Genomic DNA, 25,663 nt, shown 5'->3' on the forward strand with positions numbered 1-25,663 from the left:
CTTGCTTCATCTTCAAAGTGATCACTCCAGCTTCCCCCTTAGCGACAGTTGTGCTAAGGATATTTTCTACTGAAGTGGTTCAGTTTTCAAGTGCGATGGTGGTTCAATTTTAGAGTACCATATACAACGGGTATGTTTCATATTATTAGTTGTTAGTATAGAACTTAATGATGTATTGAAATACACCTGGCATTTAGTATTCCGGTAAAACTTGTCGCAATTGTAATGTCATTTACGAATCCAACCCTACTTTAGTTCTACTTATAATACGTAAAGGTATGATTATCAATATATATTTTAAAAATTATTTTGAATCAAATATATTTCTAATATTTTAATTGGTAGATGATTGCAATATTGATAAATAAATTTTACATTATTTAATATAAAATGGGACAAGATGATGTCTCTTGTCCCATACATCCTACCTCCAATATTCCAATACTGAATCTGTACAAGTAATTAAGAAGTTATACGCGTCTTCATTAATTAAAAAATTGTCTTTCTGATAATCCAACAATTGGTACAAACTTTCCATGTGTCGTACCACTTTTGATTTATTTCCCTGATTTTCAAAGTGACTAACTGAAGTTAAATGTGTTTTTAACAATTTGAAGTCAGCCATATTTTTAAATGCTCCTTCATCATTAAGACGCTCTATATGCGGTATCATTTCAGTAGCAGTTTGCGGAAGTTGAAATGCAAATATTTTATCACTAATTGTTTTGATTAACTTATTATACTGAATTGCATCTTTTTCATTACTAGTTAGAAAGCCATACCAACTATCTAGCGCTTTTATTAATTCTTCTCTTATATTTTCTGTTCCCGCTCCCTCTTGTATAAGCTGCTCCGCTTCATGAATTAATTTATTTGTATCCGTATAATCAAACAGCTCAAGCTCATAAATGCTATATCCATATATTGTCGTCGGTTCATTTAATTCTAATTTTATAAACTTTGCTGATATCTCACCTAAATCAATGATGTCCTGATTACCTTTTGGTGAAGAATTATAGTAGGAATATGCTTCTTGAAAATCTTCTCCATTCGTTGATGTTAATATCGTATACTTGCTAGCCCGCGCATTTTCCCAATTAATTTTAACTGTATCTAAAGTTTTTTCTTCATTAAGCTCAATCATAACCCATTGATTATCTCTTTTATCGGGTTCAACATTATATTGAGATCCCCATCTGGTTTCGTAATCCCCATCAACCATATTTTCTACAGCTCTATTCGTACCGTTGTATTGTGTAGAAGCAGTCACTTTTTGTTGATACGCCAAATTATGTGGTTGATTCATTGAATCTTTGTACGCTTCTAGTCTATCTCTATTTTTTTTAGCAAGTCTATCATATGTGAAGATATCCAAATCCGTTTCAGTTATATATGATTTTAATTCCTCTTTTGCAGAGTTTAATTCTTCCCTTTCCTTCGCGCCCCCACTATCTTTTGGCAAAGAAGATAATAGGTCTTCAATTTGGTTAATAAGCTTCTCTCCACTTTCTTTGATATCCGTATTCTCATACATTTCGACTTGAAAAATACTGTATCCATATGTCGTAGCTCTTTCGGACATATCTATTTTTACATATTTGGCTTCAATATCATTTAGATCAATGGTATCATATTGGCCTTGAGTCGAATCACTAGTATGTGAGTATACTGTATCAAAGTTTTCACCATCCTTTGACACTTGTAATTCATATTTATTTGCACGGGCTTTTTCCCAAAAAACCTTAACCATACTCAAATCATATACATCATCTAATTCTATGGTAACCCATTGATCATCTTTTTCTTCTTCAGTATCATATTTATAATTGGATCCCCATCTGGTTCCAAAATTCCCATCAGTTATAAATGAAGCTGCTTGGGAGCTATTGTACTCAGATGATGCGGTTACCTTTTGGTTATATGCGATATTATCTTGCAAACTATTTTCCAACTGGTTGTTAGTTAATATAAAATTATCAATTTGACCTTTTATACCTTCACCAATTTTTTCTAATGGGAGAACAAAGGAAGATGAATCTCCGGTTCTTCTTTCTAATTTATTAATTTGAGTAGAAGTCGATACTTTTTTCCCGTCAATAAATAGGGATGTTTCACGGTTATTTCCAGTTAAAATTATGTTAGTCCACTCATTCTCTTTAAGCACATAGTCATGACTGAATTTATAATTTTCAAATTTATACTTACTGTTTTCTGATGTTTTCTCATTTCTTTCAAACCCTAGTTTCCCTGAGCCATCTATATTAAGATAAAAATTACCTTCATCTCCAGAAAATAGAGTCGCATTCTCACGGGATCCTTCATCTAATTTTATATCAAATGATACGCTATATGGGTAGCCAATTGAATCAATTGGTAGTTCAAGATAGCCATTACCATCTAAATGTAATGCTTTTCCATCTTCACGATCCACTAAATTACCTTCATGTATTTTTGCATTATAATTATTACCCGATAAATCGTGAACTGTATTATCTTCAACTGAGTCAAAATTGTATTTCGTTACCACCTCAGTCTCTGATTCTATATATCTTAAAGGGTTTGACATAGGTATTTCATTTTCTAGGGAACTTACACGTTTCATATACTCTTCAGCTGTCTGTCCATCTGTTTTTTCTCCATACCAAGTTTTTTCTGACACCAACATAACTGCATCCTTGAACCGATCAAATATGTCATAACTAGATAAACCACCAGAAAAAGATGTCATATCATTCCATACAGCAAATTCAGCACCTTTCGTTTGTGGATGGGCAAACGGCATATTTGCTCCTCCGACCCCACCTGAACTTTTTGGTCTAAATTTATTTACATCCCATTCATCATATTTTTGCTTGATATCTAAGTAATCAGGATAGCCAGCATTTCCAATCGGTACAATATATAAATCCGTACCTGTAGTATTAATGATATCAAAGCCCATATCATACATTTCTCGCACATCTGACCAATGAGTGGCCCATATATTCATTGTTGCATCGCTATTCACAGGTGTTTCTCCATCAAAACCATTTTTACCCAATGATCCCCAGAGTCTTGTTTCATACCCTTTATTATTTACATAATTAATAAAATGATCGGTATAAGCTCTCATTTCTTCGGAGTATTTTTTATCATACTCATCTGTTCCAATATGAAATTTATCACTTTGGACGACACGATTGTCATCTTCTGGCCCTTCTCCTAAAAATTCATCAAGTAATGATTCTATAAACGCATAGACCAGCTCTCGCTTTTCAGGAGTTGTGATGTCTAATGACCCTTTTTTTAACATCATATCTGGGTTTACTGCTCTAAAACTTTCAGCATGATAGGGCGTATCAATCTCCGTAACAACGTCAATCCCATGTTTAGCCATTTCCTTTTGGAATGCTATATATTCGTCTTGTGGATAATAACCGTCTTTCGCATTTATTTCAGGATACTTTTTACTTTCAACACGGAATGCAGCGTACTCCGTTGCTCCCCAGTAATCATTAATATGCATTTGAAGTTCATTCAACTTAAACCATGACATATATTCTGCCATTTCCTCGACCTTTTCTAAAGGTATAAACATTCTTCCCACATCAATCATTCCAGAACGTACTTCATATTTAGGATAATCTCTCACGTATCCTTTAGGAACGGAACTTTGATCATCGGATTGATAAAGAATCTGGGTCAGTGAAATGCCTCCATACTGAACCCCCTTTACGTCAGGTGCATTTATTTTAATACTATTATCAATATTTAATGTATAACCCTCATGTCCTAAATGGGCTTGTTCGTCATTTAATGTTAGATAAATATCTCCTTTAGAAGCATTAGAACCCTTTTTAATATCTAGCTTTTTACCAACCATTTTTTCAATATAACCTTGGATTTTATTTGCTGTTTCCATTAACTGATCTGCATTAGAATTGTCTACTATTATATGAGAGTCATCTAACAGAGTGAACGTTCCTTGTAGACCCTTCCATTCTCTAAGACCTGGCATGACATTAGGAACTGAATTATCTCCTTCTTTATTCTCGTATTGTCCTTTTATTTTTACAAGAATATCATCATTAGAAACAGCTTTATCGGTTTTATCTTTTTTGTTTGTAACCTTATACAAAACATTAACATTCATATCGCTAAGTGGCTGATAATAATGAAGATCCATATCAATGATTTGTTTATTATCTGAACCGTATAAGGATACTTCATAATTTGGATCAGGTGACTCCGGCAAAACGATTGATTTTCCATCGCTTGATATTTTAGGCTCCATCTGTTCAATATACTTTAATACTTCTTCTGCATTGTGATACGTTTCACGATTATTTTCTGCTAAAACAACTGTTCCAGTAAATAAGTTTAATACTAGCATTAAAACGCTTACAAAATTTAGACATAAAAATTTATCCTTACTTATAATCATGTAAATCACCCATTCTAAATAGTTTATAATTATCTACTTTGCTCTATTGTACTAACAGATGGGACCTCATTTTCAATATTAAAACTTCATGTATTGTTGGCTAAAATGTAATAATTTTCTTTTCACCGCCTCTCATAAAATTATAGATTGACATGCTACTCATTATTTAAATCTGCAAAAAATAAAAAGACATGACAAATAAAATGGCGAGCCATAATCTGTCATGCCTAATCAAGTTAGTCACATGCAATCTATTATTCAGTTTATTTAAAATTTTAACACAGTAATTTTGATTGGTCAATCTTTCAAGCTTTTTCACCTGTATCTATTACCAATAATAAATTTTCCAACACTAGCCCCCAAGGAAACAAAGTTTATAATTGTCAAGATGAAAGAAATAAGTGTAGCTTTATATTTCTCATAAGTAACTTTCCCATCGTAATCATTCATAAAGCAACCATACCTTTCTATTTCCTCTATGGATAGTACCACCTCCTTATCACCATTACTACTGCCGGAAACCCCCAAATTTTTAATCTTTAAATTAAAAATTCTACTAACTATATTTGTAAAGAACATTCCTGTTTTGAACCGCCAGCACACTACTTTCCAGTTACTTCCTTCTTCAAATTTATCATAAAAAAATTGGTTACATGTATGGAGGCACGCAACCAAATTGGTATCATTATTTATTTTATCCTCGCAATATCTTCTCCATTGCTTTTCCTTTTGCTAATTCGTCGATAAGTTTGTCGAGGTATCGGATTTCCTGCATTAATGGTTCTTCAATTTCTTCGACGCGAACGCCGCAAATAACACCCTTGATGAGTGTCCTTGCTGGATTCATTGCTGGGGCTTCCGCAAAAAAATGCTCGAAGTCGGTTTCGTTATCCAACTGTTGTTGCAATCCTTCTTGGCGATAGCCGGTCAACCAGCGTATGATTTCGTCAACCTCTGATTTGGTACGCTCTTTTCTCTCCGCCTTTTTCACATAATGCGGATAAACACTTGCAAAGCTCATCGTGTATATTTTATGTTTAGCCATGGAAATGCTCCTTTACTTAATAAATTGGTATGCAGTTAAATCACCTATTCGCATGAATATATGAACCTATATTATATCCTACCCGATATAAAATAGCAGAAATGAGATTGCCAACGTCAAAAACACCCGTTTATATATAAGGTTGTGATTAGAAATACATGAAATAAATCAGCAATGTGTAAAACTTCTGTAGTGCTGCCTGTATGTATTGAGATTATTTCTAAAGCTGAAAAGCACATATTGAACAAGCATGAGTGAAACTATAAACTGTAAATTAGTAAAGATACATTTTTCAACAAAAAAGTCTAATCCCCTACTTATTTCCCAGGAAATTAGACTGAATTTATTTTATAAAATTATATTCACTTCATTCTAACGGTAAGGCCATTCATGATTTATCATTCGTCATGATCTTTAATAAATTTAATATCCTTAATCGGAAAATATATTAATTTTGATTTTCCGACTACATCCTCTATTGGAATTGCTCCAAGGTCCCGACTATCTTGACTGTCTCTTCTATTGTCACCTAAAACAAATACATGCCCTTCAGGAACAACAGCACTTGCCACTGGTGTCTGCTCCAAGGTAAAAGGTTCTGTCAGGGGTCCATCTGTTACCTGACTTTTATATTCATCCAAATAATCTTCTTCGTATGGCTCTCCATTAATGTATAAAACATCATCTTTATATGCAATATGGTCGCCCGGCAAGCCAATCACCCGCTTCACCAAATCCTTGCCCTCAATCGGTGAATGAAAAACAATAATATCGAATCTTTCCGGCTCCCCGATTTTCCAGACAATCATGCGTTCCTTATCATGCAAAGTCGGCTCCATCGATGAACCCTTTACCACAACAGGAGTAAACAAAAATATTCTTACTGCAAGAACAATAACAACAGCTATTAAAAGTGGTTTAACCCATTCCATCATTTCTGATTTGGCCATTCCTTCACCTTCTCCCAACAATTTCCTATCCTCTTGTACTTATTCTACACCAATGATCCCAAATCCTGCTATCGAATAAGTGTAATCACTAGACTTTACAACATTATCATATCATTAAAAAAAGAACCAGACTTGTGTTGACGTTCCCACCCTATAAAATGCGTGCCGTGTCATTGGCTTGCGTTGATTCGCTTATATGGAAATTTTAAAATTTTATTGTGCTTAAAAACCATGTAATGTAACACAAAGCTAAATGACAACACCAAATGGATCCGGAACAATTGCATATGCTGAACATAAATCGTTGGTGGACGGTGGACGCGCGAGATTGGTTTGTTTGGTGCGAGAGTTCGGCTGGGTGGCACTCAACTTCGGGCGGTCGGTGAGCGAGTACGGCTAGTTCGCACGCGAGTTTGCGAGAGATTTAAGATTTGGGCTTTTTAAATGATGTTGAAATCGGCAATTGCCGATTTCTTCTCATTTGAGGCATGCGAGTTTAGGCGCAAGGCATGCGACTTCGGTGTCTTGGCATGCGACTTTGGAGCCAAGGCATGCTACTTTGGGGCAAAGGCATGCGACTTTCAGGCATAGGCATGCGACTTTCGGGCAAAGGCATGCGACTTTCAGGCAAAGGCATGCGACTTTCGGACAAAGGCATGCGAGTTTGAGGTCAAGGCATGCGACTTCTTACTAAGCCCATGCGACTTCGGTGTCTTGGCATGCGACTTTCAGGCAAAGGCATGCGACTTTCAGGCAAAGGCATGCGACTTTCAGGCAAAGGCATGCGACTTTCGGACAAAGGCATGCGACTTTGGGGCAAAGGCATGCGACTTTCAGGCAAAGGCATGCGACTTTCGGACAAAGGCATGCGAGTTTGAGGTCAAGGCATGCGACTTTCGAGCATAGGCATGCGACTTCCGAGCAAAGGCATGCGACTTTCAGGCATAGGCATGCGACTTCCGGGCATAGGCATGCGAGTTTGAGGCAAAGGCATGCGACTTCCGGGCATAGGCATGCGACTTCCGGGCATAGGCATGCGACTTTGGGGCAAAGGCATGCGACTTTCGGACAAAGGCATGCGAGTTTGAGGTCAAGGCATGCGACTTTCAGGCTTAGGCATGCGAGTTTGAGGTCAAGGCATGCGACTTTCGGGCATAGGCATGCGACTTCCGGGCATAGGCATGCGACTTCCGGGCATAGGCATGCGACTTCCGGGCATAGGCATGCGACTTCCGGGCAAAGGCATGCGACTTCCGGGCATAGGCATGCGACTTTGGGGCAAAGGCATGCGACTTTCAGGCTTAGGCATGCGAGTTTGAGGTCAAGGCATGCGACTTTCGGGCATAGGCATGCGACTTTGAGGCAAAGGCATGCGACTTTTACCCAAACCTATGCGACTTTCTAGCCAAATCAGATGAATATATTTTTAAAAAAAAGAAATGGGGTTGGAATCGGCAGACCGATTCCCTCATATTGATTCTTTAGCAGGTAGTTGGCGTGCGAGTCGTTACACTCTCAGGCAATCTTAGGACAGCATGAACAAGATATAGAAATCGGCAGTGCCAATTTCATCGTTATCATGCATCATTTTTGAAGAAATCAATAAATTGTTCTTTGCTGCTTATTTTTACAAAAAATGGATAGACTAGCATGCCGACAATAAATGACGATGGTAATAAACTAATCATCATTATTTTTGGTGCCTCCAAAAGTAATAAGATCGGCATTGCCAACAATATGCACGCTGTTATTATTCCGATTTTCGTTTTGGATTTCTGTGTTTGATATTGTTTTTCTCCACAATATGGGCAGCTCATAGCCGGGTCTAGCGTCGTTGTTTTTCGAATCGTTTGTTTCCAGCTCCACTTACGATGACAGTTTTCACAAACCGGCATAAATCATTCCTCCCATCACTACATTTCAGCATAACAAAGTGAGCATAAAGAGGTCCGTACATGGGGACATTATCCATGAAAGGCGGTGTTCTCATGAAAAAAATCCTTCTCCCGGTTCTCATCCTTAGCTTTGTTTTATTGGTTTCTGCTAAAACAACTGCAGACAATACGAAAATCATTTCGCAAAATCAATCTCCAACGATTATGGCCATCTGCTCCCAGTTGTATGTTGACAGTGAATCTGGAAAGGTCATGCAAATATAATGAATATAGATTTTTTAATACATGTCTGTCGCTATCATTAGCTTTCTGAAGCGCAACTCGCAATTACATTCCACTCCCCTAAAAATATGCTAACCTCACTATACCATTGACAAAATCCAGAAGCTTCTTTTTTATTTAAGAAACCATTTTCAAACCAATGGCAGAGCATAATACAATCGTAATAAACATAATCCTGCGCCAATCCTTCGACTCACGGTAACATATCATGCCGACAAGGGCTCCTCCAACTACTCCAATTCCTGTCCAGATTGCATATCCTGTTCCCATTGGAATAGTTTGCAAGGCGTAGCTAAGCAGAATGAGACTTGAACCAAATCCGAATATGAGCAAAACAACCGTCTGCCAATTTCGTTTATTAGTCAGGCGATTGATCATGGCAATACCAAAAGTTTCTAATAATCCAGCTATAATCAAGATGAACCATGCCATTAGGATTCCACTCCTTTCGTTGACTTTTCGGGTGTAACGATTTTTAAGCCAATGACACCTAGCAATAAAGTTGCGATTAAGCCTATTTTTATCCAGCTAAATGACTCCTCGAAGAATATGATCCCGGCAAGGACGGTCCCCGCCGTTCCCAGTCCTACAAAAACGGCATAAACCGTTCCAGCAGGAAGTGTATTCGTCGCAGTAATCATTAAATAGTTACTAACAATAATCAAGATAATCGTACCTGTCCAAGTCCATATATCGTAGGAATGGGTCAAGCCAATCACCCAAAAGATTTCTAAAAAAGCAGCCAAAAATACCTTCATCCAATTTCTTTTCATCACTAACACCTCCAAAATAAAAAAAGCCCGGAAAACACTGTTATTAAACAGTATCTCCCAGGCTTTTATCCTTCCGTGACATAGCAATCAAGAAGCTATGCGTTTTCTCTCGGACCAGACCAACCTCTGTTGCGGAACCCTAGAAAACGTTCAAGTATTCTATTTCATTTCATTATATCCCAGTTCTAGAAAAAATTCAATTTCCTGTACTTACAACGTCTGCAACAAACTAAAAATAATCATCACAGCGAGTCCCAATACGATTGCCATGGAGCTAATAAATAATCGCTTATCCCTGTCCGCCTGATATATGCGGCTTAAGAAAGCATCCACCATCACAATCAAAATAAAAGCAACCGGATAGGCCATCAGAAATGTCAACGCCTTATTTATCGTTGGACTCCATTCCAGGTTATTTGCAATCATCATAAAGGCGATTAATACAACAGCCAAGGAAAAAGTACCGATGAAAAGGGTATGAATTGGATTTTCCCAGATGCCTTTCTGTAAAAAATCAGGATATTTATAAATAATCATTCTTAAGATAATATTAATCGTCATGACGACAATAAACGTAGCAATAATGAAGAATATGCTTTGAAAACTAGGATTATCTACGTTTACTTGTTCATCCAATCCGACAAATAAGACTGCAGCTGCCGTTAACAAAATCAATAAAATGACATGATTTCTAATGCTTATTTTCAAATAAAGACTTCCTCTCTCACCCAACACAAATCTTTTTAAAATAATTATCTAGTACAACTATACCATTTTATCAGGATGGATTGGGCTTAACCCGTTCATTTCGAATGCTTCATTTACCTCAATAACGCATTTCTAAAAATGTTACCCGTAATCGTTTTCGCTTCGATATATTTTATGTGAGGCGCATTGGCTGCATCTTTTGGCTTTTCCTTTTTAGATTCAGGTGCCGACCTTTTATTTACGCGTCTGAAAATGACTCTATCCCTGCTGCACATCTACAACAGGGATAAAAGCAGTTTATTTCTTCTGAACAGGAACCCAAATTTCACTTTTATATTGTGGTGAACTGGTATCTTTACTCTCATTCCATAGTATTTCCGGACCTTCAACTTGTTCGTAATTTGATGCTGGAAACCATTCAGAATAAATGCGTCCCCAAATATCTTGCAGTTTTTCAGGAAAGGGCCCAATTGCTTGAAAAACAGCCCAGGTTAGTGCTGGCACTTCAAGTTGGGAAAAGGATTCCGGACATGCTTTCGTTGTTGCCACGCCTATATAATGATCCAGGCCACCTTTTTCCTCCATTCTACCTTCCGAAAAATTTGTCGATGCACTGATCATTCCAGCGGGTTCCATATTAGAAAGTGATTTTAACGTACTTATAGATTTCGAATCCAAACTCTGCCACATCGCAGCAATCTCCGGGTTCACCCCATCAAATTGGATCGGAACCCTTTTCTTTAATCCAACGATACGAAAAGCAGGTTTTTCTTCCATTCGATAATTCATTTCTATTCCTCCCTTGATGGATAACTGGAAGGTCATTTTCGGATACGCTTTGATCATCTGTCCATTATTTCTAGCCTCTGATGGTGTGACTCCATGCAGAAGTTGAAAAGCCCGCGTGAAAGAATCTGGCGAATGATATCCATATTTCACGGCCACATCGATAACTTTCAAATCACTATCACGCAATTCAAAAGCAGCTAGCGTTAGACGCCGCCTCCGAATGTATTCCGATAGTGAAATACCTGACAAAAACGAAAACATGCGCCGAAAGTGGTAGGATGAGCATAATGCCCGTTTCGCAACTTCCTCGATATCAATATTATCGGTTAAATGGTCTTCGATATAGTTCAAAGCATCATTCATGTGATGAAACGTATCCATTTTGATGACCTCCTTTCACTCATAGATTAGCAGGAATGAAGATACATCATCCGACTTATGATGCACCGTTATGCAGGGAGGAAATATTTTAAACATTACCGTATCAGCAATTGCAAATCATGATGACATTCCCATCTGGATCTTGAACATTAAACCAAGCCGTATCGCCTACCCATTCTGTTTCTCTAACAATTTGAATACCCTTGTCCTGAACGTATTGGTACGCCTCATCAATATTCGGTGCATAGAAATTAAATAACGGACTTGCATTCGCATGATGAACGAAATCAGGATCAAATGTGTGATCATCTAAAGTTAGAGATGTGGTTCCACTGATAGGCATATTAAAAACCGGTGATTTCACAAGGCTTAGATCAATTTCCAACCCAAGTAAATCAGCATACCATTTTACGGAATTCCTCAAATTAGAAACGTGAACGAAAATGCCATTCATTTGATTCAAAATCGGATATTTTGTAGTCATTTCAAAACACTCCTTTTATCAGATATATTAGTCTAGCTTATTGGGCTGGAATAGAAAGGCCAGCATGATTACATTTGAAATTCATATCCTGTATAGTTGAATACCAGTTCAAATCCAAGGTTTTCTGCAACCGCTATCGAAGGTTTGTTAGACTCCATGCAGTCCCAATATGCAACAAGATTACTTTCCAAGCACTCCTTGATAAATGCAAATGCAACTTTTTTTGCAAGGTTCTTTCCTCTATGTTCCTTCAGGGTTTCAATGTCAACACAGTGGACATTTCCGACTACAAAGCCGGTAAAACAGATACTAACAATTTCATTCTTATATAAAACACAATATCCAATACCGTTCATTAAAAATTCTTCATAGGATGGCCAAAATTCCTTTATTTTTGATTGCAGAAAAGTTGTATTTTTAATTAATTGTTTCCTGTCCTCCAATAAAACATCTCTCATTTTCACGATTTGATAGTCCCTTGATACGGCAGGTTCTTTAAAAACATTACCATTGCGTTTTTGTAGCATATACACACGTTGATTCCAATTTCCCAACTTACGATGCTCAAATATTTTTTTCAACGTTTGGTCCCATTTTTGATGATTTCCAATGGCTTCAAACCAGGTTAGTCCTACTTTTTTTGCCTCTGGAATAATTACCTTATCTATAAGGTAATTTATTTCTGTATTAAATCTATTATTTTCCTCATTGCCTATGAAAATAAAGCCATCATGATTGCCTAACCAAATAAAACCAGTAGTCGGGTTATCTATATTATCCACCCAAATCCTCCCTGGATTCATCCCTTCTATAATCGCTTTTGCTTCAATTTGACCAGGTTCTGCTAATAAATTTCTACATTTGTAGAACTCCGTATGGTTAAGTTCAAGTATCATCATTTTCCTCCAAAAAAATTGTCATCTAGTACTTTCAGCTCCACGTATACATCAATGTGATCTCACAGGTGAAATGAGTTGCATATGCGAATCATCTCCGATAGGCAAAATCAGAATCGGTTGCATAGAACTGTTAAAATAAAGGTTTATTTCCTTTTCTTTAACTGCTCTCAATGCATCTATCATAAAATTAGCGTCGAGTGAGATATTTAGCTCTTCTTCACCTGAGATTTGCTTCATTTGTTGTGTCTCTTCAATTTCCCCCATTTCAGAAGCTTGAGACGAGATATTAATTTTTGATTTGTCCACGATTTGAAACCTTACATTGTTATTTCGTTTTTCACTAGCAAATATGTTCGCCCGCTCGACCCCTTTTAATAATTGCTTTGTATCCAGCGTAATTCTAGTACGGGCTTGCTTGGATAGTAAACCGGCTGTATTGGGATACTCTCCTTCTATTAATTTTGAATATAATAACAAGCTTTTCGATTTAAACATGATGCTGTTTTTGGTGGCAAATATATCAATTTCTGTGGGGGCGATACTTCCTAATAACTTTATAAGTTCAAGTAAGGATATTCTAGGTACAACAAAGGATCCAGTTACATTGGATTGTATAGGGTGACTTTTTAAAGACAGCCTTTGATTATCTGTTGCTGAACAACTGAATAAATTGTCTTGAAAATGAAAGTTTACACCTGTAAGTACAGGCCTGGTTTCGCTTTTCGAGGCAGCAAATGCGGTTTGTTTTATCATTTCTATTAAATCTTCACTTGGAATCGTCATTTTATTGCTTATATTTATTTCTTGAGGGAGTGGATATTCTTCTGCATCAAGACCGGTTAATGTAGTAACTATTTCCTCTGATTGTATCGTTACAGATTGATTATCATTCACTTTTAAATAAATATCATCAGGTATTTTTTGAATAACTTCGCTAATATATTTGGCGTGAATAACGATGCTTCCTGTTTGATAAACTTCATAAATGAGCAGTTCATTCTTTACTTTCGGAATTGTCTTTTCAATAAAGAAATCTGAATTACTTCCTGTAAGTGTTAGGTAATCTGATTTTGCTTCTATTTTGATGCCATTCAAAATGATTTGTGTTGATTTGGACGAGATGGCCCTACCGACATCTAAAATAGCTTGATAAAAATAGTCACGATTTATCTTAAACTCCATCAACGTTTCCTCCCAAAAGTTAATTTTTCCTAAAACGCTATTTAAAGTGATAATTCATAATGACTAGCTCACCTTTTCTGCCCATTTTTCGAACTCCTTCGTCCACATAGCCGCATTTTTTATAGAGCGATTGTGCTGCCGTGTTCTTCACATTAACTGCTAGGACAACCTCATTAATTTGCGGGAATTGCTTTTTGATAAATGCCGGTAACTGTAATAAAGCCTGTTTAGCGTAGCCTTTGCCCTGATGGTGCAGATCCGTGGAAAAGGCACGTAATAGCATAGCATGTGGATTTTCAGCGTAAGGCTTCACACCTTCCTTTTCATGAAGAACAAAAAATGTTACGAGTTCATGATTTTCAAGCGCCAATATACAATGTCTGTTAGCGTCTGTTTCCGATTGCGAAACACATTCCTTTGGTGTTCCAGTAAAACGAAGCTGTTCTGCAGATAGGTGATAATCTTTAATCTTTTTTTCGTAGCTTTTTTCATAGGTTAATAGTTCCATGATGTCCTCCGGGTTTCTGTAGATTACTACTATATACTGCGAGATTCACAGCTGCTTTTGCTTCTTCTTAATTACCTTCAATGCTTCCGTTTTGCTGAGTTTGGTTAATGGGGTTTGCTCAACAAAGTCGATCACCGATTGTGGGTTTGTTTTCGAATACTCCCTTAGTGCCCAGCCAATCGCTTTATTTATAAAAAATTCAGTTGATCCAAGACATTGATTGATATATGCATATAATAGTTTTTCATCTGTTCGTGTTTTATATTTTAATTGAAATAATATTGCGGTCCGCTTTAGCCATATATCATTTGAATCGATCCAGCGGCGTGTGATGTCATTTTTGTTCCCTGGATATTGCATAAAATAACTGCCTATATGCTTGGACGCAATCCAATCGACGGTATCCCACCATGACTTATTTACAATAAGATTCTCCAACCATTCCATGTCTTTTTCCTCGAAATGCTTCATTTTTCGATCTAGCAATTCCAAAGCAAGATATTGATATTCTCGTTCTGGCGCTTGCCAAAGTTCAGCGATAACAGATGGAAATTCATCCTCCGATGGTATACCATTAAGCTTAATCAGCTTCCGTACTAATTCTTTTCTTTGCGGGGCTTTCATACCAATAAATGCAAATTGGTCACGCATATATTTTTTCATGATTACTGCATTATCTTGATTCTCATATGAAAGTAATAACGTTTTGATTAATCGAATATATTCATTCATCATGTGCACACGCTCTCCATATTTTGTTTAAACCGTCTAAAAAGTAAAAAAATTGTTAGATACATCATACACTAACAAAAATATATTATCAAGAACATTTGTTCCCTTTTTATTTTGTTTTTCAAGGAATACTGCTGTCTTTCTTTATGGGTCATACAAAGTCCTTGCACAGGCAGATTTTCTATCTCGTATTTCCGTATGAAGATCTTTACATCGACCTTCGTCACGCCATTATTCTTCGTTCGATTTTGAAATGAGGTAATATAATGGGGTTGCGAAAATGAGTCCGCCCGCTGCGATGCCGAAGAAAGATGCCGTATAGGAAAACCAGTCAAGCGGATTTCCAAGCAGGGAATCTGTCGCTATCCGAAGAACCGTTACAAGACTTGGTAATCCAAGCGTAAAGAATAGCATGATTTTTAGAAGTCTTGGCATGTGTTCCACCTCCCAAATTTGTTCACCTTGCAGCGCCGAATTAGGTACGATGTTTTTTCAATTGCTCTCGCAGATATTCCGTAGACTTTCCTTTAGGAATGCTAAGTGTTTCCCAATCCACTGACTTCAATTGCTTTCCAATATAAACAATTTGCCCAACATGATAAGCATAATGTGCCAGCTGCCTTTCTATCGCTTCGAGCACATAATGACTTTCCCCGCGAATCGTAATGGTTGCGAGCAAATCCTGACTTTGTAAACCATCCACTGCATGAAAAAGTACTTCCCAGCCTTTTTCCCAAACATCCTGCAATTGCTGTTTCGAATTGATATGCTCTTCAAATTCCCGATCCCGGTTTCTTGTGGTCTTTTCCCCATCTGTCGTTAAAAAATCAGTCCACCGCGATACCATATTTCCGCTCATATGCTGCACAATAATCGCAGCACTATTTGAAGATTCATTCGGACGCCAATGCATCTCCGTCTCCGATAATTGGCTAAGCGTTCGATCTCCAAGCTCCTTCACATTGCTAAATCTGGACCGAATAATTTTCAGATATACAGACCCAATTTCCATCCAATTAGCCCCCTTTTCAGCCAATACCTATGTACTTCAAGTATAACATTGACGCTCTGAAAAATCTGATAATATATTCGGGAGGAAATGAAATGTATTGTGGAAATCGGCTGTTGCCGATTTTTACCCTTGTTGCATTGGTTTAGGTGGGAGTCAGCAAGCTGATTCCATCCTTAGTCTAAAACGTTTTTGTTTGGTGACACGAGTTGGCGGGGTTGGTGCGCGACTTTACCTGGTTAGCGCGCAAGTTCACACGATTGGCGCGCGACTTCAGGCAGCGATCCAAGCTACCTCCGCCAGCCATTGATTTACCGCGTGATTTGGTAATAAATAGCATAATTTGTCATGGATATTAATTACCATATTTTTGAATTTCCCGCTATAAAAACAGTTATTTTTACATATTTAAATAATTTTGTCTTTTGTTACAATTTATGTAATCCCCTAGTAGAGCATGCTCAAGCCAAATTTTTTGGGGAAAAACAAAGGAGGGTTTTTGTGAGTAAATCTTTTAGGTCCATTGGTAGTGTCGTTTTGTTTCTGTCTGTTTTGATTGGGGCACTGGTGTTTGCGGGGCAGGTCATGGCGGAATCGGACAAGCGTTCTAATGCGGATTCGGAGTTTGAATTTGTGGATGGACAGTTGGTCATTTCCATTGAAGCGGATGCTGAGAAAGCTTCTTTGAAACAGACGCATGACATGTTATTGGCTTCTGATCAATTGTCCAAGGCAGGTTTTCAGGTTACCAAGTCATTACTAAATAGCCTGCAAACGGATGTTGAGCAGGTAATGAAGCAGGACTTAGTGGATGAAATGGGATTGGTTTATTTGGTTGAGTATGCGGAATCCACCTATCACAGTTTGACTCAGGCAAAATCAGAGCTTAAGAAAACCTTGGAACATATGGATTTGAAAGTGAGATATATTCATGAAAACTATATGATGCAAGCATTGGAGACATCTTTGGATAAGGCGAAACCAATGGCAGTGCATCCGAATCAGGAATGGCATTACAATATGATCAAAGCTCCACAGGCATGGCAGCATGTTACTGGTTCAAGCAGTACAAGAATTGCTGTGCTAGATACGGGGATTGATAGTTACCATGCTAGTTTAAGCAATTTGGTGAACACCTCATTGGGCAGAAGCTTTGTTGGTGGTGATACTGGGGATCGTGCTGGGCATGGTACACATGTTGCGGGTACAATCGCTAGCTATGGCAGCGTTTCTGGAGTCATGCAAAATGCGACGCTAATCCCTGTTAAGGTGCTTGGCGATGATGGCTATGGTTCCATGTACGGCATTATGGAGGGAATCACTTATGCTGCAAGTATCGGTGCAGATGTGATCAATATGTCGCTTGGTGGCGGCGGATATTTCCAAGGAATGGACGAAGCTATTTCAGCTGCGAACAACCAAGGTACCATTGTCGTTGCAGCAACTGGAAATGACGGCGTCAGTACGGTATCTTATCCAGCAGCATATAGCGGTTCGATAGCGGTTGGGTCCGTCACCTCCAATAAATCTCGTTCCTATTTTTCCAATTATGGATCGGGATTGGATGTCATGGCGCCTGGTTCTAATATTTACAGCACGGTGCCGAATAATCGCTATGCGAGTATGTCCGGAACCTCGATGGCAACGCCACATGTGGCAGGTGTACTCGGCTTGATGAGATCGGCAAATCCTAATATTTCTGTGCAGTCTGCAAGGTCTATTTTAACAGCAACAGCTGAAAATGCAGGCTCTAGCTATGAATATGGCCATGGGATTGTCAATGCCAATGCAGCGGTACAGTCTGCACTTGGTAATGATGGTGGCGATGATGGACAAGCACCATCTGCACCACAATGGCAGGCTTACACCTGGTATTCTACTGGTGATGAGGTGACGTATAATGGTACGACCTATGTTTCACGGGTAAGCCATTATTCCTTCCCTGGTTGGGAACCGCCATATACACCACAATATTGGACAAAAAAATAAGCTTATAAAATAATTCGCTTCATTTTGTAAACGCTTTCTGAGGGAATCGTCTTCTAGGCGATTCCTTTTTATTTGCTATGTGTACCCTTTTGAAACATGCCGATGCCGGTTATCACAGTAAGGATAAATAGCAGCAACAACCGCAACCAATCCATCCGCAGCCAAAATTCTCCACCATTAACAACGTCAGGACTGGTATGATACGCATCTACAAATATCCCCATATTCCAAAATAATTTTAAGGAAATCAGTAATGATGAAAAACTAAGTAAAAATAGGACAATAAACCCTTTTCTATGCATCTATTTTTTCTCCTTCAACAATCCTTTTTTTGATGTTGCTTTTACTATAAGAAAATGAGGATTCGTCATCAGATAGTTATAGGCATCGCCATTTGCTTCGTTCATTTTTTCAAGTGGCTGTGGCTCTATCAGCTCTTCTATCATAAACTTGGGTACAAGTGCATGGATAATTTGCTGCAACGGGCGCCGGTAAAAGCTCACATCAATGGTAATGCTCGGTTTATGCCATCTGTCGGTTAGTTGAATGGTGTCAAAGTAATCCGCACATTCAAATCTTGTAAAATCCATAAAGGGGTGATGCACAGAAAATAACAAAATCCCACCCGGCTTTAACACGCGAGCAAATTCCGCCATCGGCTGCGACCAATCCTTTATATAATGGAGCGTCAGCGAGCAAATGATAATATCAAAGGTATCTCGCTCAAACGGCAACGGTTTCTCCAAATCATGACAGTTAAAGCTAGCCTTTTTCCCCAAACGGGCTTTTGCTGCCTTGATCATTTCCGGACTAATATCCATTCCAGTTACGGTTGCCCCACGTTCCAACAGCCTTTCACTATACCAACCTGCTGAGCAATCAGCATCGAGTACTTTTTTTCCAGCCAATGATTGCGGCAGTGCCGCCAGCATCGCTGGTCGTTCATAGTACGCATTGTAAGGACTCCCCTCATCAATATCATCCTGATACGTGCGGGCTAATTGATCATAGGTATCCTTTATCGTTTGTCGCATGCGTTCCCCTCCTAGTTTATTTTTCTTGTGTGTGTTTTCCGCCATCTGTCAATCTCTCTCGCAATTACCGGCCTTTTCCCTCTACCTTTTTTATAATTCGTCAACTGTATATGGAAGTAATTGATGTACTCGATAATGGCGAAAAAATAAACGTACAAACCTAGTAATTCAATAGGAAGTGTCGAGCGTTTCCACATGAACATTTCCAGCAAAAAAAGCAATGGTGCTATAAATAGGAGGATGAAATTCACCTTTTTCAACACCGCAAAGAGGGGAATCAAACCAGGTACACACGCAGTTTTCCGCTTCCATCTGCACCATTTTATAAACCAGTAAAAACTACTTTGCAGGAGGATAAAATTCAACACACCTAAAGCATACATGAGCGCATAGCTTTGGCTCGCCGCCAGCTCACGCAGATAAATAAAAGTAAAAGTGGTGACCGCAAATAACTCTCCCGTAAATAAGTAAATCAGTCTTTTTTCCAGTTCCTTCATACCACATTCGCTCCAACTCATTTATGGATAGCAATCAAACCGCTTATGTGAATCCATGTTGTATACTTCATTATAGGTTAGTTTACCATATGACATGCCATCCCATTGCGAAAGGAAAAGATAGCCCGGGAAGTATCCTTTATCGTCGGCATGCTTGTCACCTTCGCATGAAAGTTTTCAGAAATCCAAAACTATACCCCATTTAGTATATCCATAATGCTGATCCCCGGCACAAGGTATTGGAACGTGTATGGAATCGGCATGCCGATCCCCACCATTTCATTATTTTTTATGGATTGGTGAGAATCGAATACGGAGGCTTGGAAGTCGCATGGGATTAAACGAAAGTCGCATGCCTTGCCACGATTGTCGCATGGGATTAGCGTAAAGTCGCATGCATTAGTCATTAACTCGCATACATCTAGCCCAAACTCGCATAGCTTTGGGGATAAGTCGCATGCCTTAAAAGGAAAGAAATCGGCGGCTGCCGATTTCATCATCATATAACTAGTCTAACCTCTGTCTCACCTGCCAACTCGCGGGCCAATTGGCTGAACTCGTGCGCCGATTCCACAAAGTCAAGCATCAATTGGCCGAACTCGAGCGCCGATTGCATAAAGTCGAGCACCAATTGACCGAACTCGAGCGCCGAACGCACAAAGTCGAGCACCAATTGGCCGAACTCGAGCGCCAAACGCATAAAGTCGAGCATCAAACGCCCGAACTCGAGTGCCGATTGCATGAAGTTGCGCACCAAACGTCCCATCCCCCACTCTTTTCATGCATACGAAAATCTTTTCAAGATGGGGTGGAATCGGCGTGCCGGTTCCTTTTTCAGGGTGTGACGGGCAGGATCATTTTGCCAAATGGGTTTATTTCTTATATGATTTGAATGAAGAATGTCTTTTCGATATGCTGGGAGGCTTGAAGATGGCGATTACGGTGATGATTGCGGATGATAATGCGTTTATTCGTGAGGGTATGAATATTATTTTGTCGACTTATGAGGAGTTTGAGGTGGTTGCCCTCGTGGAGAATGGGCAGGAGGCTGTTGATTTTTGTAAGGAGCATGCGGTGGATATTGCGCTTTTGGATGTGCGTATGCCTGTGATGAATGGAGTGGATGCAACGAAGGAGATTGTTGCTGTTTCGGAGACGAAGCCGGTCATCTTGACGACGTTTGATGATGATGAATACATACTTGGTGCGATCAAGAACGGGGCGAAGGGATATTTATTAAAGAACAATGATCCGGAGCGCGTTCGTGATGCGTTAATCAGTGTGTATCATGGTACGAGTATTATTCAGGATATTATGTTGGATAAAATCAAACAAAGCTTGGTCAATCCGACGTCACAGCCTCATATCGATACAGAATTGTTTACAGAGCGTGAGCTGGAAATCATGGCCTATATTGCCAAGGGTTATTCCAATAAGGAGATTGCGGAGCATATGTTTATTTCCGGTGGGACGGTTGCGAATTATATTACGACCATTTTAGATAAAACAAATTTGAAGCATCGTACCCAGATTGCGGTTTACTACTTAACGGGGAATGTGTATTGATATGGAGCGCATGACCGTCATGAGTAAACTAATTCTGATTTTCTTTATCATGCTCACCTTTTTATATGCAGCAGCACCAAATCTTGCCTGGGGGATTTTATTTCTTCTCCTTTATATATCATTGAATATTACCATACATCTCCTCAAACAACGCTATATCGTCAGTCTCTTTTTGCTGGTATCGGTTACGATTACCTTGATTGCCTGTGTGCAGGCCAATCCCATTTTTATTCTATTAATGCCATTGTCCATTTTGGAATTGTGCCAGCTTTGGACAAAAAAGACGATCATCCCAATCGTTTTTGCAATTTCACCTGTATTTTATATCCAGCAGGAGCTGCAGGCGGTTTTTCTGCTCGTTGCCATTTATACCATCACTATTTTTACATTTGAAAAATACAATGAACAAAAACACGTCAAAAATGAACAACAGCTGGATTGGATGCGAAATACGAATCAAAAATTAATCAAACAAATTCATGAAAATGATACCTATCTGAAGCAATCAGCTTATATGTTCCGATTGGAGGAACGCAATCGGATTTCTCAGCAGATCCATGATGATGTCGGACATGCGATTACCGGGGCTCTCATTCAAATGGAGGCAAGCAAACGGATGCTACATGTTGATAAGGAAAAAGCGGAGGAGCTGCTGCAAAATGCAATCGGAATTACCCAGGAGGGGATTGAGCATATTCGGCTGACTTTGAAAAATATGAAGCCATCAACGGAGCAGGTCGGCATTAATCGTTTAAAATTAATCATCGATGAGTTCACAGCCAAGCATGACAAACAAACCATCCTCACCTATGATGGAGATATAGACCAAGTGAATGCTTTTCAATGGGAGGTTATTCAAAAAAATACGACAGAAGCACTCACCAACACCATGAAGTATGCGGAAAATAGCACCCAAATTGCGGTAAATGTGATTGTCCTGAACAAGCTTGTGAAAGTCGAAGTAAAGGATAATGGGGCTGGCGCGGAAAGATTTGAAAAAGGCCTCGGCATCATCGGTATGGAGGAACGATCGGCCTCCATGGGTGGACAAGTCATCGTGGATGGAACCAATGGATTCTCCGTCACCACCCTGCTCCCGCTCCAATCAAACTAAAATCATGAAGAATGTCACATCAGGTTATGAAGGAATGCACTTACGGGTTGGCATTCTTTTTTTTATACTATAGATAGACTTTAGCCGAAGAGGTGAAAGGGAATGAATATTTTAGAAATCAAGCACTTGACGAAGAAGTTTGGGGATTTTATTGCAGTGGATGATATGTCGCTTACCGTTGGCGAGGGTGAAATTTTTGGGTTTCTCGGTTCCAATGGTGCGGGAAAAAGTACGACGATTAACATGATCTCTGGTTTGCTGCGAAAAAATAACGGCTCGATTAAAATGCTTGGCAAAGAAACAAATAAGCACCCAATTTTCATCAAAAAACATATCGGCCTTGTACCGCAGGAGTTAGCTATTTATGAAGATTTAACCGCCTATGAGAATGTCAGTTTCTTCGCCGGCTTATATGGCTTACGTGGGGAAAAATTGAGAAGCCGGACGATAGAAGCATTGGAATTTGTTGGCTTAGCCGAAAAACATAAAAGCTATCCAAAATCTTTTTCCGGCGGGATGAAGCGGCGCCTTAATATTGCATGCGCTATTGCTCACCAGCCAAAGCTGATTATTATGGATGAACCGACTGTCGGCATTGACCCGCAATCCAGAAAGTATATTTTGCAATCCGTTCAAAAGTTGAACGAAATGGGTTGTACCATCATTTACACGAGTCATTATATGGAAGAGGTTGAAGAAATCTGTACGAAAATTGCCATCATCGACCATGGAAAGATTATTGCCGATGGAACGAAAGAGCAGTTGAAATCTCTGATTACTGATTCAAAGCTCATCTATATTGACGTGAAGGATACAGACCACGTTGACATTGATGCCATCAAAGCCATTCCAGGTGTAGCAAATGTCACCTTAGCAGAAAATACCATCCAGATTCATACCGAATTGGGCGCGAATAATTTAAATCAGATTATCAGCTATTTCATTGAAAACAAAATTGAAATTCGAACCTTGGATGAGAAGGAACCAAATCTCGAAACCGTATTTTTAACCCTTACTGGCCGGACATTAAGAGATGCGTAGAAAGGAGCAGTAAACATGAATATACTAAAAATCGCATGGAAGGAAGTCAAGCATGATTTCCGCGATATTCGTACATTGGTATTTATGATCGCCTTTCCGATTGTCCTCATGCTTATCCTTGGGACCGCATTGACCGGCGCATTTGATGGTGGCGATTTTGATGACAATATCGCTTTGGATGATATGACGGTTTTGTATGAAAACTCGAATGAGCCAATCCAACAACCGTTTGATGCCTTCACGAAGGAATTGGAAAAATCGGGCATCCATTTTGAGCGCTTATCCAAAGGGACAAACGGAAAGGATCAGGTCGAGGAAAATCAAGCTGATGCCTATCTTTCCATCGATGAAGATGGTGCGAAATTATACCTAAATGATCAAAACAGCATCGGCGGGAGTGTTATCCAAGGCTCCCTCGCTTCCTTCGTGGATCAATACAATTTGATAACTGAGATTTCCAAAGCCGCTCCGGAAAAGCTGGACACCGTGCTCACAGCATCTACGGACCATGATTATATAAAGGACCAGACCCTGCTTCCGGATCAACAACCTGGCTCGATGGATTATTACGCCATCGTGATGACAACGATGATTGCGTTATATGCCGCCATATCGGCTGCCCATTTAATTACCCAAGAACGCTCCCGACATACTGCGGATCGACTCATGATTGCACCGATCAAGAAATCAGAAATTTTCATGGGAAAGCTAATAGGGAGCATTGCGATAAATACAGTCTGTATTGCGCTAGTCGTAGCCTTTAGTATCATCTTTTTCCATGCAAATTGGGGAGAGCATTTGGGCCTGGTTGCACTCATTTTATTAACAGAAATTATCATGGCCATCAGCTTCGGTCTTGGTCTTTCCTTTTTATTTAAAACACCGACCGCACCAATGCCTGTGATTATGATTGTCTTGCAGCTTGCCGCCTTCTTTGGTGGTGCATATTTTCCAATTGGCGATGCAGATGGACTATTAAAACTGATGACGAACATCTCGCCACTCACTTTGGAAAATGATGCCATGTTCCAAATGATATACGCCAATGATTTGTCTTTGGTCATACCAGCAATTGCGATGAATTTAGGAATTTCTCTGTTATTTCTAGTCTTTTCAACCTTTGCCTTAAGCCGACGGGAGGGATTATAAATGAAGGATATACTTTGGCTTATCAAAAAAACATTACGCACGACCTTCCGAAAAAAAGGAAATATCCTATTATATTTGGTCGCTCCAATCGGTGCCATCTTAATCGCCCTACTCGCTTATGGCGGCCAGACTACCGATATGAAATTTGGTGTCATCAACCATGACGCAGGAAATATGGCAGAAGAAACGATTGCCTTTTTGGGCAGTATCGATCATTTTAAAACCGTGGAGATATCAGATAACGATGTTTCCAAAGCAGTCACATCCCGTGAAATGGACGGGGTCATTACCTTCCAGGAGGGCTATACGGAAGGCCTGCTTAAAGGCGAGCCAGATGCTGTTCACTTGACCTCGATTAAAGGAGATCAAGTCACCGCATTTGTAAAATCCTATCTGTATCAATATATCGATCATTTAGCCACTCTCGGCATGGCTGCTGACGGAAATGCTGATTTATTTAACAAGATGTATGAGGATTATCAGCAGAGTGAGTTCCAATTAACAACGACTACATTGACCGACGCATCAACGAATAAAAATTTAACGATATCTGCAATCGGATTTCTCATCATGATCATGATGATGTCCGCCGCTACGTTATCGGAAATCATTTTAGCAGAAAAGGAAAACCGAACCTATTTTCGATTGCTATCCACACCAATCACAGCACGAAAATATATCATTTCCAACATCATCGTCAATATGATTGTCATGTTTATTCAAGTGACCATCACGCTCATGCTGCTGACGTATGTATTTCACATTGACCTGAACATCCCATTCGGAAAAGCATTCATCGTCATGGCCATATTCTCGGTGATTTCCGTCGGCGTATCCCTTGTACTCGTCGCATTTTCCAACAGCAGAGGAGCCTTCTCTGCACTCATGAACCTGGTCATCATGCCAACCGTCATGCTATCCGGCTGCTTCTGGCCAGTCGAAGTCATGCCAGAAGTCGTACAAAAAATATCTAAGTTCCTCCCACAACGCTGGACCTTAGACACCCTGGAAGCACTGCAAGCAGGAAGCACATTCAGCAGCCTGTACCTGAACCTATGCATCCTATTCGCATTCGCAATCGCATTCTTCCTGATTGCCATTTACAAATTCAGCCGAAACAACGACACCAAAAGCTTTATCTAACTAAACAGCCCCTGCCGCCTAAGCGCCGGGGGCTGTTTGTTTGTGCACCGTACATTCAATAGGATAATAG

30 protein-coding genes, 1 pseudogene and 1 riboswitch are annotated in these 25,663 nt (G+C 39.3%); of the genes and pseudogenes, 10 read left to right on the forward strand and 21 right to left on the reverse strand.

All coding sequences use genetic code 11. The features are described 5' to 3' along the window. Nucleotides 1-424: 424 nt before the first annotated feature. From DX933_RS07590 to lepB, 4 genes are all read right to left on the reverse strand, one after another. On the reverse strand, nt 425-4,423 hold the full coding sequence (locus DX933_RS07590) for a discoidin domain-containing protein (RefSeq protein WP_123315872.1): 3,999 nt from the start codon (nt 4,421-4,423) through the stop codon (nt 425-427). A gap of 315 nt (nt 4,424-4,738) precedes the next feature. Then, nucleotides 4,739-5,002 (reverse strand): SGNH/GDSL hydrolase family protein, encoded by a 264-nt coding sequence (locus DX933_RS18870; RefSeq protein WP_123315873.1) that lies wholly within the window; start codon nt 5,000-5,002, stop codon nt 4,739-4,741. A 115-nt stretch (nt 5,003-5,117) separates the two neighbouring features. Then, nucleotides 5,118-5,468 carry a DUF2200 domain-containing protein gene (locus DX933_RS07600; RefSeq protein ID WP_123315874.1) on the reverse strand — a complete coding sequence of 117 codons (351 nt, stop codon included), beginning with the start codon at nt 5,466-5,468 and terminating at the stop codon, nt 5,118-5,120. Between the two features lie 398 nt (nt 5,469-5,866). Then, entirely contained in the window at nt 5,867-6,418 is a 552-nt protein-coding gene (gene lepB / locus DX933_RS07605; RefSeq protein WP_123315908.1) for a signal peptidase I, read from the reverse strand. Between the two features lie 677 nt (nt 6,419-7,095). On the opposite strand from lepB, the gene DX933_RS18385 reads away from it, so the two are divergent. Together DX933_RS18385 and DX933_RS18390 are read left to right on the forward strand one after the other, a co-directional pair. After that, nucleotides 7,096-7,296: a hypothetical protein gene (locus tag DX933_RS18385; protein WP_123315875.1), complete on the forward strand. Its 201-nt coding sequence runs from the start codon at nt 7,096-7,098 to the stop codon at nt 7,294-7,296. A gap of 261 nt (nt 7,297-7,557) precedes the next feature. Beyond that, the gene (locus tag DX933_RS18390; RefSeq protein WP_123315876.1) at nt 7,558-7,737 is read left to right on the forward strand and encodes a hypothetical protein; all 180 of its coding nucleotides are present in this window, start codon (nt 7,558-7,560) and stop codon (nt 7,735-7,737) included. A gap of 258 nt (nt 7,738-7,995) precedes the next feature. On the opposite strand, the gene DX933_RS07620 is transcribed toward DX933_RS18390, so the two are convergent. After that, nucleotides 7,996-8,313: a TIGR04104 family putative zinc finger protein gene (locus DX933_RS07620; protein ID WP_123315877.1), complete on the reverse strand. Its 318-nt coding sequence runs from the start codon at nt 8,311-8,313 to the stop codon at nt 7,996-7,998. 60 nt (nt 8,314-8,373) lie between these two features. On the opposite strand from DX933_RS07620, the gene DX933_RS18395 reads away from it, so the two are divergent. Further along, the gene (locus DX933_RS18395; protein ID WP_190279450.1) at nt 8,374-8,577 is read left to right on the forward strand and encodes a hypothetical protein; all 204 of its coding nucleotides are present in this window, start codon (nt 8,374-8,376) and stop codon (nt 8,575-8,577) included. On the opposite strand, the pseudogene DX933_RS18590 reads toward DX933_RS18395, so the two are convergent. The 12 genes and pseudogenes from DX933_RS18590 to DX933_RS07680 form a co-directional block, all read right to left on the reverse strand. Continuing rightward, nucleotides 8,521-8,640: pseudogene (locus DX933_RS18590) on the reverse strand (GNAT family N-acetyltransferase); the annotation flags it as partial. The gene DX933_RS18395 and the pseudogene DX933_RS18590 overlap by 57 nt on opposite strands. 72 nt (nt 8,641-8,712) lie before the next feature. Then, entirely contained in the window at nt 8,713-9,027 is a 315-nt protein-coding gene (locus DX933_RS07630) for a DMT family transporter (RefSeq protein WP_123315878.1), read from the reverse strand. After that, entirely contained in the window at nt 9,027-9,368 is a 342-nt protein-coding gene (locus tag DX933_RS07635) for a DMT family transporter (protein ID WP_123315879.1), read from the reverse strand. The genes DX933_RS07630 and DX933_RS07635 overlap by 1 nt, the downstream gene beginning before the upstream one ends. 52 nt (nt 9,369-9,420) lie before the next feature. Beyond that, nucleotides 9,421-9,522, reverse strand: a riboswitch (guanidine-I (ykkC/yxkD leader). Nucleotides 9,523-9,578: 56 nt separating this feature from the next. Continuing rightward, nucleotides 9,579-10,076: a hypothetical protein gene (locus tag DX933_RS07640; protein ID WP_123315880.1), complete on the reverse strand. Its 498-nt coding sequence runs from the start codon at nt 10,074-10,076 to the stop codon at nt 9,579-9,581. A 297-nt stretch (nt 10,077-10,373) separates the two neighbouring features. Then, nucleotides 10,374-11,246 carry an AraC family transcriptional regulator gene (locus DX933_RS07645; RefSeq protein WP_123315881.1) on the reverse strand — a complete coding sequence of 291 codons (873 nt, stop codon included), beginning with the start codon at nt 11,244-11,246 and terminating at the stop codon, nt 10,374-10,376. A 103-nt stretch (nt 11,247-11,349) separates the two neighbouring features. Beyond that, entirely contained in the window at nt 11,350-11,730 is a 381-nt protein-coding gene (locus DX933_RS07650; RefSeq protein WP_123315882.1) for a VOC family protein, read from the reverse strand. A gap of 68 nt (nt 11,731-11,798) precedes the next feature. Next, nucleotides 11,799-12,626 carry a GNAT family N-acetyltransferase gene (locus DX933_RS07655; RefSeq protein WP_123315883.1) on the reverse strand — a complete coding sequence of 276 codons (828 nt, stop codon included), beginning with the start codon at nt 12,624-12,626 and terminating at the stop codon, nt 11,799-11,801. Between the two features lie 51 nt (nt 12,627-12,677). After that, the gene (dnaN, locus tag DX933_RS07660; protein ID WP_123315884.1) at nt 12,678-13,811 is read right to left on the reverse strand and encodes a DNA polymerase III subunit beta; all 1,134 of its coding nucleotides are present in this window, start codon (nt 13,809-13,811) and stop codon (nt 12,678-12,680) included. Nucleotides 13,812-13,848: 37 nt separating this feature from the next. After that, nucleotides 13,849-14,319 (reverse strand): GNAT family N-acetyltransferase, encoded by a 471-nt coding sequence (locus tag DX933_RS07665; RefSeq protein WP_123315885.1) that lies wholly within the window; start codon nt 14,317-14,319, stop codon nt 13,849-13,851. A 45-nt stretch (nt 14,320-14,364) separates the two neighbouring features. Beyond that, the gene (locus DX933_RS07670) at nt 14,365-15,054 is read right to left on the reverse strand and encodes a DNA alkylation repair protein (protein WP_123315886.1); all 690 of its coding nucleotides are present in this window, start codon (nt 15,052-15,054) and stop codon (nt 14,365-14,367) included. A gap of 228 nt (nt 15,055-15,282) precedes the next feature. Continuing rightward, complete coding sequence (locus DX933_RS07675; RefSeq protein ID WP_123315887.1) at nt 15,283-15,486, reverse strand: hypothetical protein; 204 nt, start codon at nt 15,484-15,486, stop codon at nt 15,283-15,285. Between the two features lie 40 nt (nt 15,487-15,526). Continuing rightward, complete coding sequence (locus tag DX933_RS07680; protein ID WP_123315888.1) at nt 15,527-16,063, reverse strand: DUF1572 family protein; 537 nt, start codon at nt 16,061-16,063, stop codon at nt 15,527-15,529. Between the two features lie 97 nt (nt 16,064-16,160). Here DX933_RS07680 and DX933_RS07685 point away from each other — a divergent pair, with 97 nt between their 5' ends. Beyond that, complete coding sequence (locus DX933_RS07685; RefSeq protein WP_123315889.1) at nt 16,161-16,370, forward strand: hypothetical protein; 210 nt, start codon at nt 16,161-16,163, stop codon at nt 16,368-16,370. Nucleotides 16,371-16,561: 191 nt separating this feature from the next. Beyond that, a complete protein-coding gene (locus DX933_RS07690; protein WP_223805912.1) occupies nt 16,562-18,049 on the forward strand; it encodes a S8 family serine peptidase in 1,488 nt (495 codons plus the stop codon). A 68-nt stretch (nt 18,050-18,117) separates the two neighbouring features. Here DX933_RS07690 and DX933_RS07695 read toward each other — a convergent pair whose 3' ends face one another. From DX933_RS07695 to DX933_RS18400, 4 genes are all read right to left on the reverse strand, one after another. Next, nucleotides 18,118-18,351: a hypothetical protein gene (locus tag DX933_RS07695; protein WP_123315890.1), complete on the reverse strand. Its 234-nt coding sequence runs from the start codon at nt 18,349-18,351 to the stop codon at nt 18,118-18,120. Next, complete coding sequence (locus tag DX933_RS07700; RefSeq protein WP_123315891.1) at nt 18,352-19,083, reverse strand: class I SAM-dependent methyltransferase; 732 nt, start codon at nt 19,081-19,083, stop codon at nt 18,352-18,354. Between the two features lie 11 nt (nt 19,084-19,094). Further along, complete coding sequence (locus DX933_RS07705) at nt 19,095-19,580, reverse strand: general stress protein (protein WP_123315892.1); 486 nt, start codon at nt 19,578-19,580, stop codon at nt 19,095-19,097. 578 nt (nt 19,581-20,158) lie between these two features. Beyond that, on the reverse strand, nt 20,159-20,362 hold the full coding sequence (locus DX933_RS18400) for a hypothetical protein (protein ID WP_190279451.1): 204 nt from the start codon (nt 20,360-20,362) through the stop codon (nt 20,159-20,161). A gap of 148 nt (nt 20,363-20,510) precedes the next feature. Between DX933_RS18400 and DX933_RS07720 the strand changes: the two genes are divergently transcribed. The 5 genes from DX933_RS07720 (at nt 20,511) to DX933_RS07740 (ending at nt 25,593) form a co-directional block, all read left to right on the forward strand. Next, on the forward strand, nt 20,511-21,146 hold the full coding sequence (locus DX933_RS07720) for a response regulator (protein WP_123315895.1): 636 nt from the start codon (nt 20,511-20,513) through the stop codon (nt 21,144-21,146). 19 nt (nt 21,147-21,165) lie between these two features. Further along, nucleotides 21,166-22,260, forward strand: a complete 1,095-nt coding sequence (locus tag DX933_RS07725) for a sensor histidine kinase (protein WP_190279452.1) — start codon at nt 21,166-21,168, stop codon at nt 22,258-22,260. A gap of 102 nt (nt 22,261-22,362) precedes the next feature. Further along, nucleotides 22,363-23,301: an ABC transporter ATP-binding protein gene (locus tag DX933_RS07730; RefSeq protein ID WP_123315897.1), complete on the forward strand. Its 939-nt coding sequence runs from the start codon at nt 22,363-22,365 to the stop codon at nt 23,299-23,301. Between the two features lie 15 nt (nt 23,302-23,316). Further along, the gene (locus DX933_RS07735; RefSeq protein WP_123315898.1) at nt 23,317-24,450 is read left to right on the forward strand and encodes an ABC transporter permease; all 1,134 of its coding nucleotides are present in this window, start codon (nt 23,317-23,319) and stop codon (nt 24,448-24,450) included. Continuing rightward, the gene (locus tag DX933_RS07740; RefSeq protein WP_123315899.1) at nt 24,451-25,593 is read left to right on the forward strand and encodes an ABC transporter permease; all 1,143 of its coding nucleotides are present in this window, start codon (nt 24,451-24,453) and stop codon (nt 25,591-25,593) included. Nucleotides 25,594-25,663: the final 70 nt, after the last annotated feature.

Origin of the sequence: Ornithinibacillus gellani, assembly GCF_003730295.1 — a bacterium.
GTDB lineage: Bacteria > Bacillota > Bacilli > Bacillales > Amphibacillaceae > Ornithinibacillus_A > Ornithinibacillus_A gellani.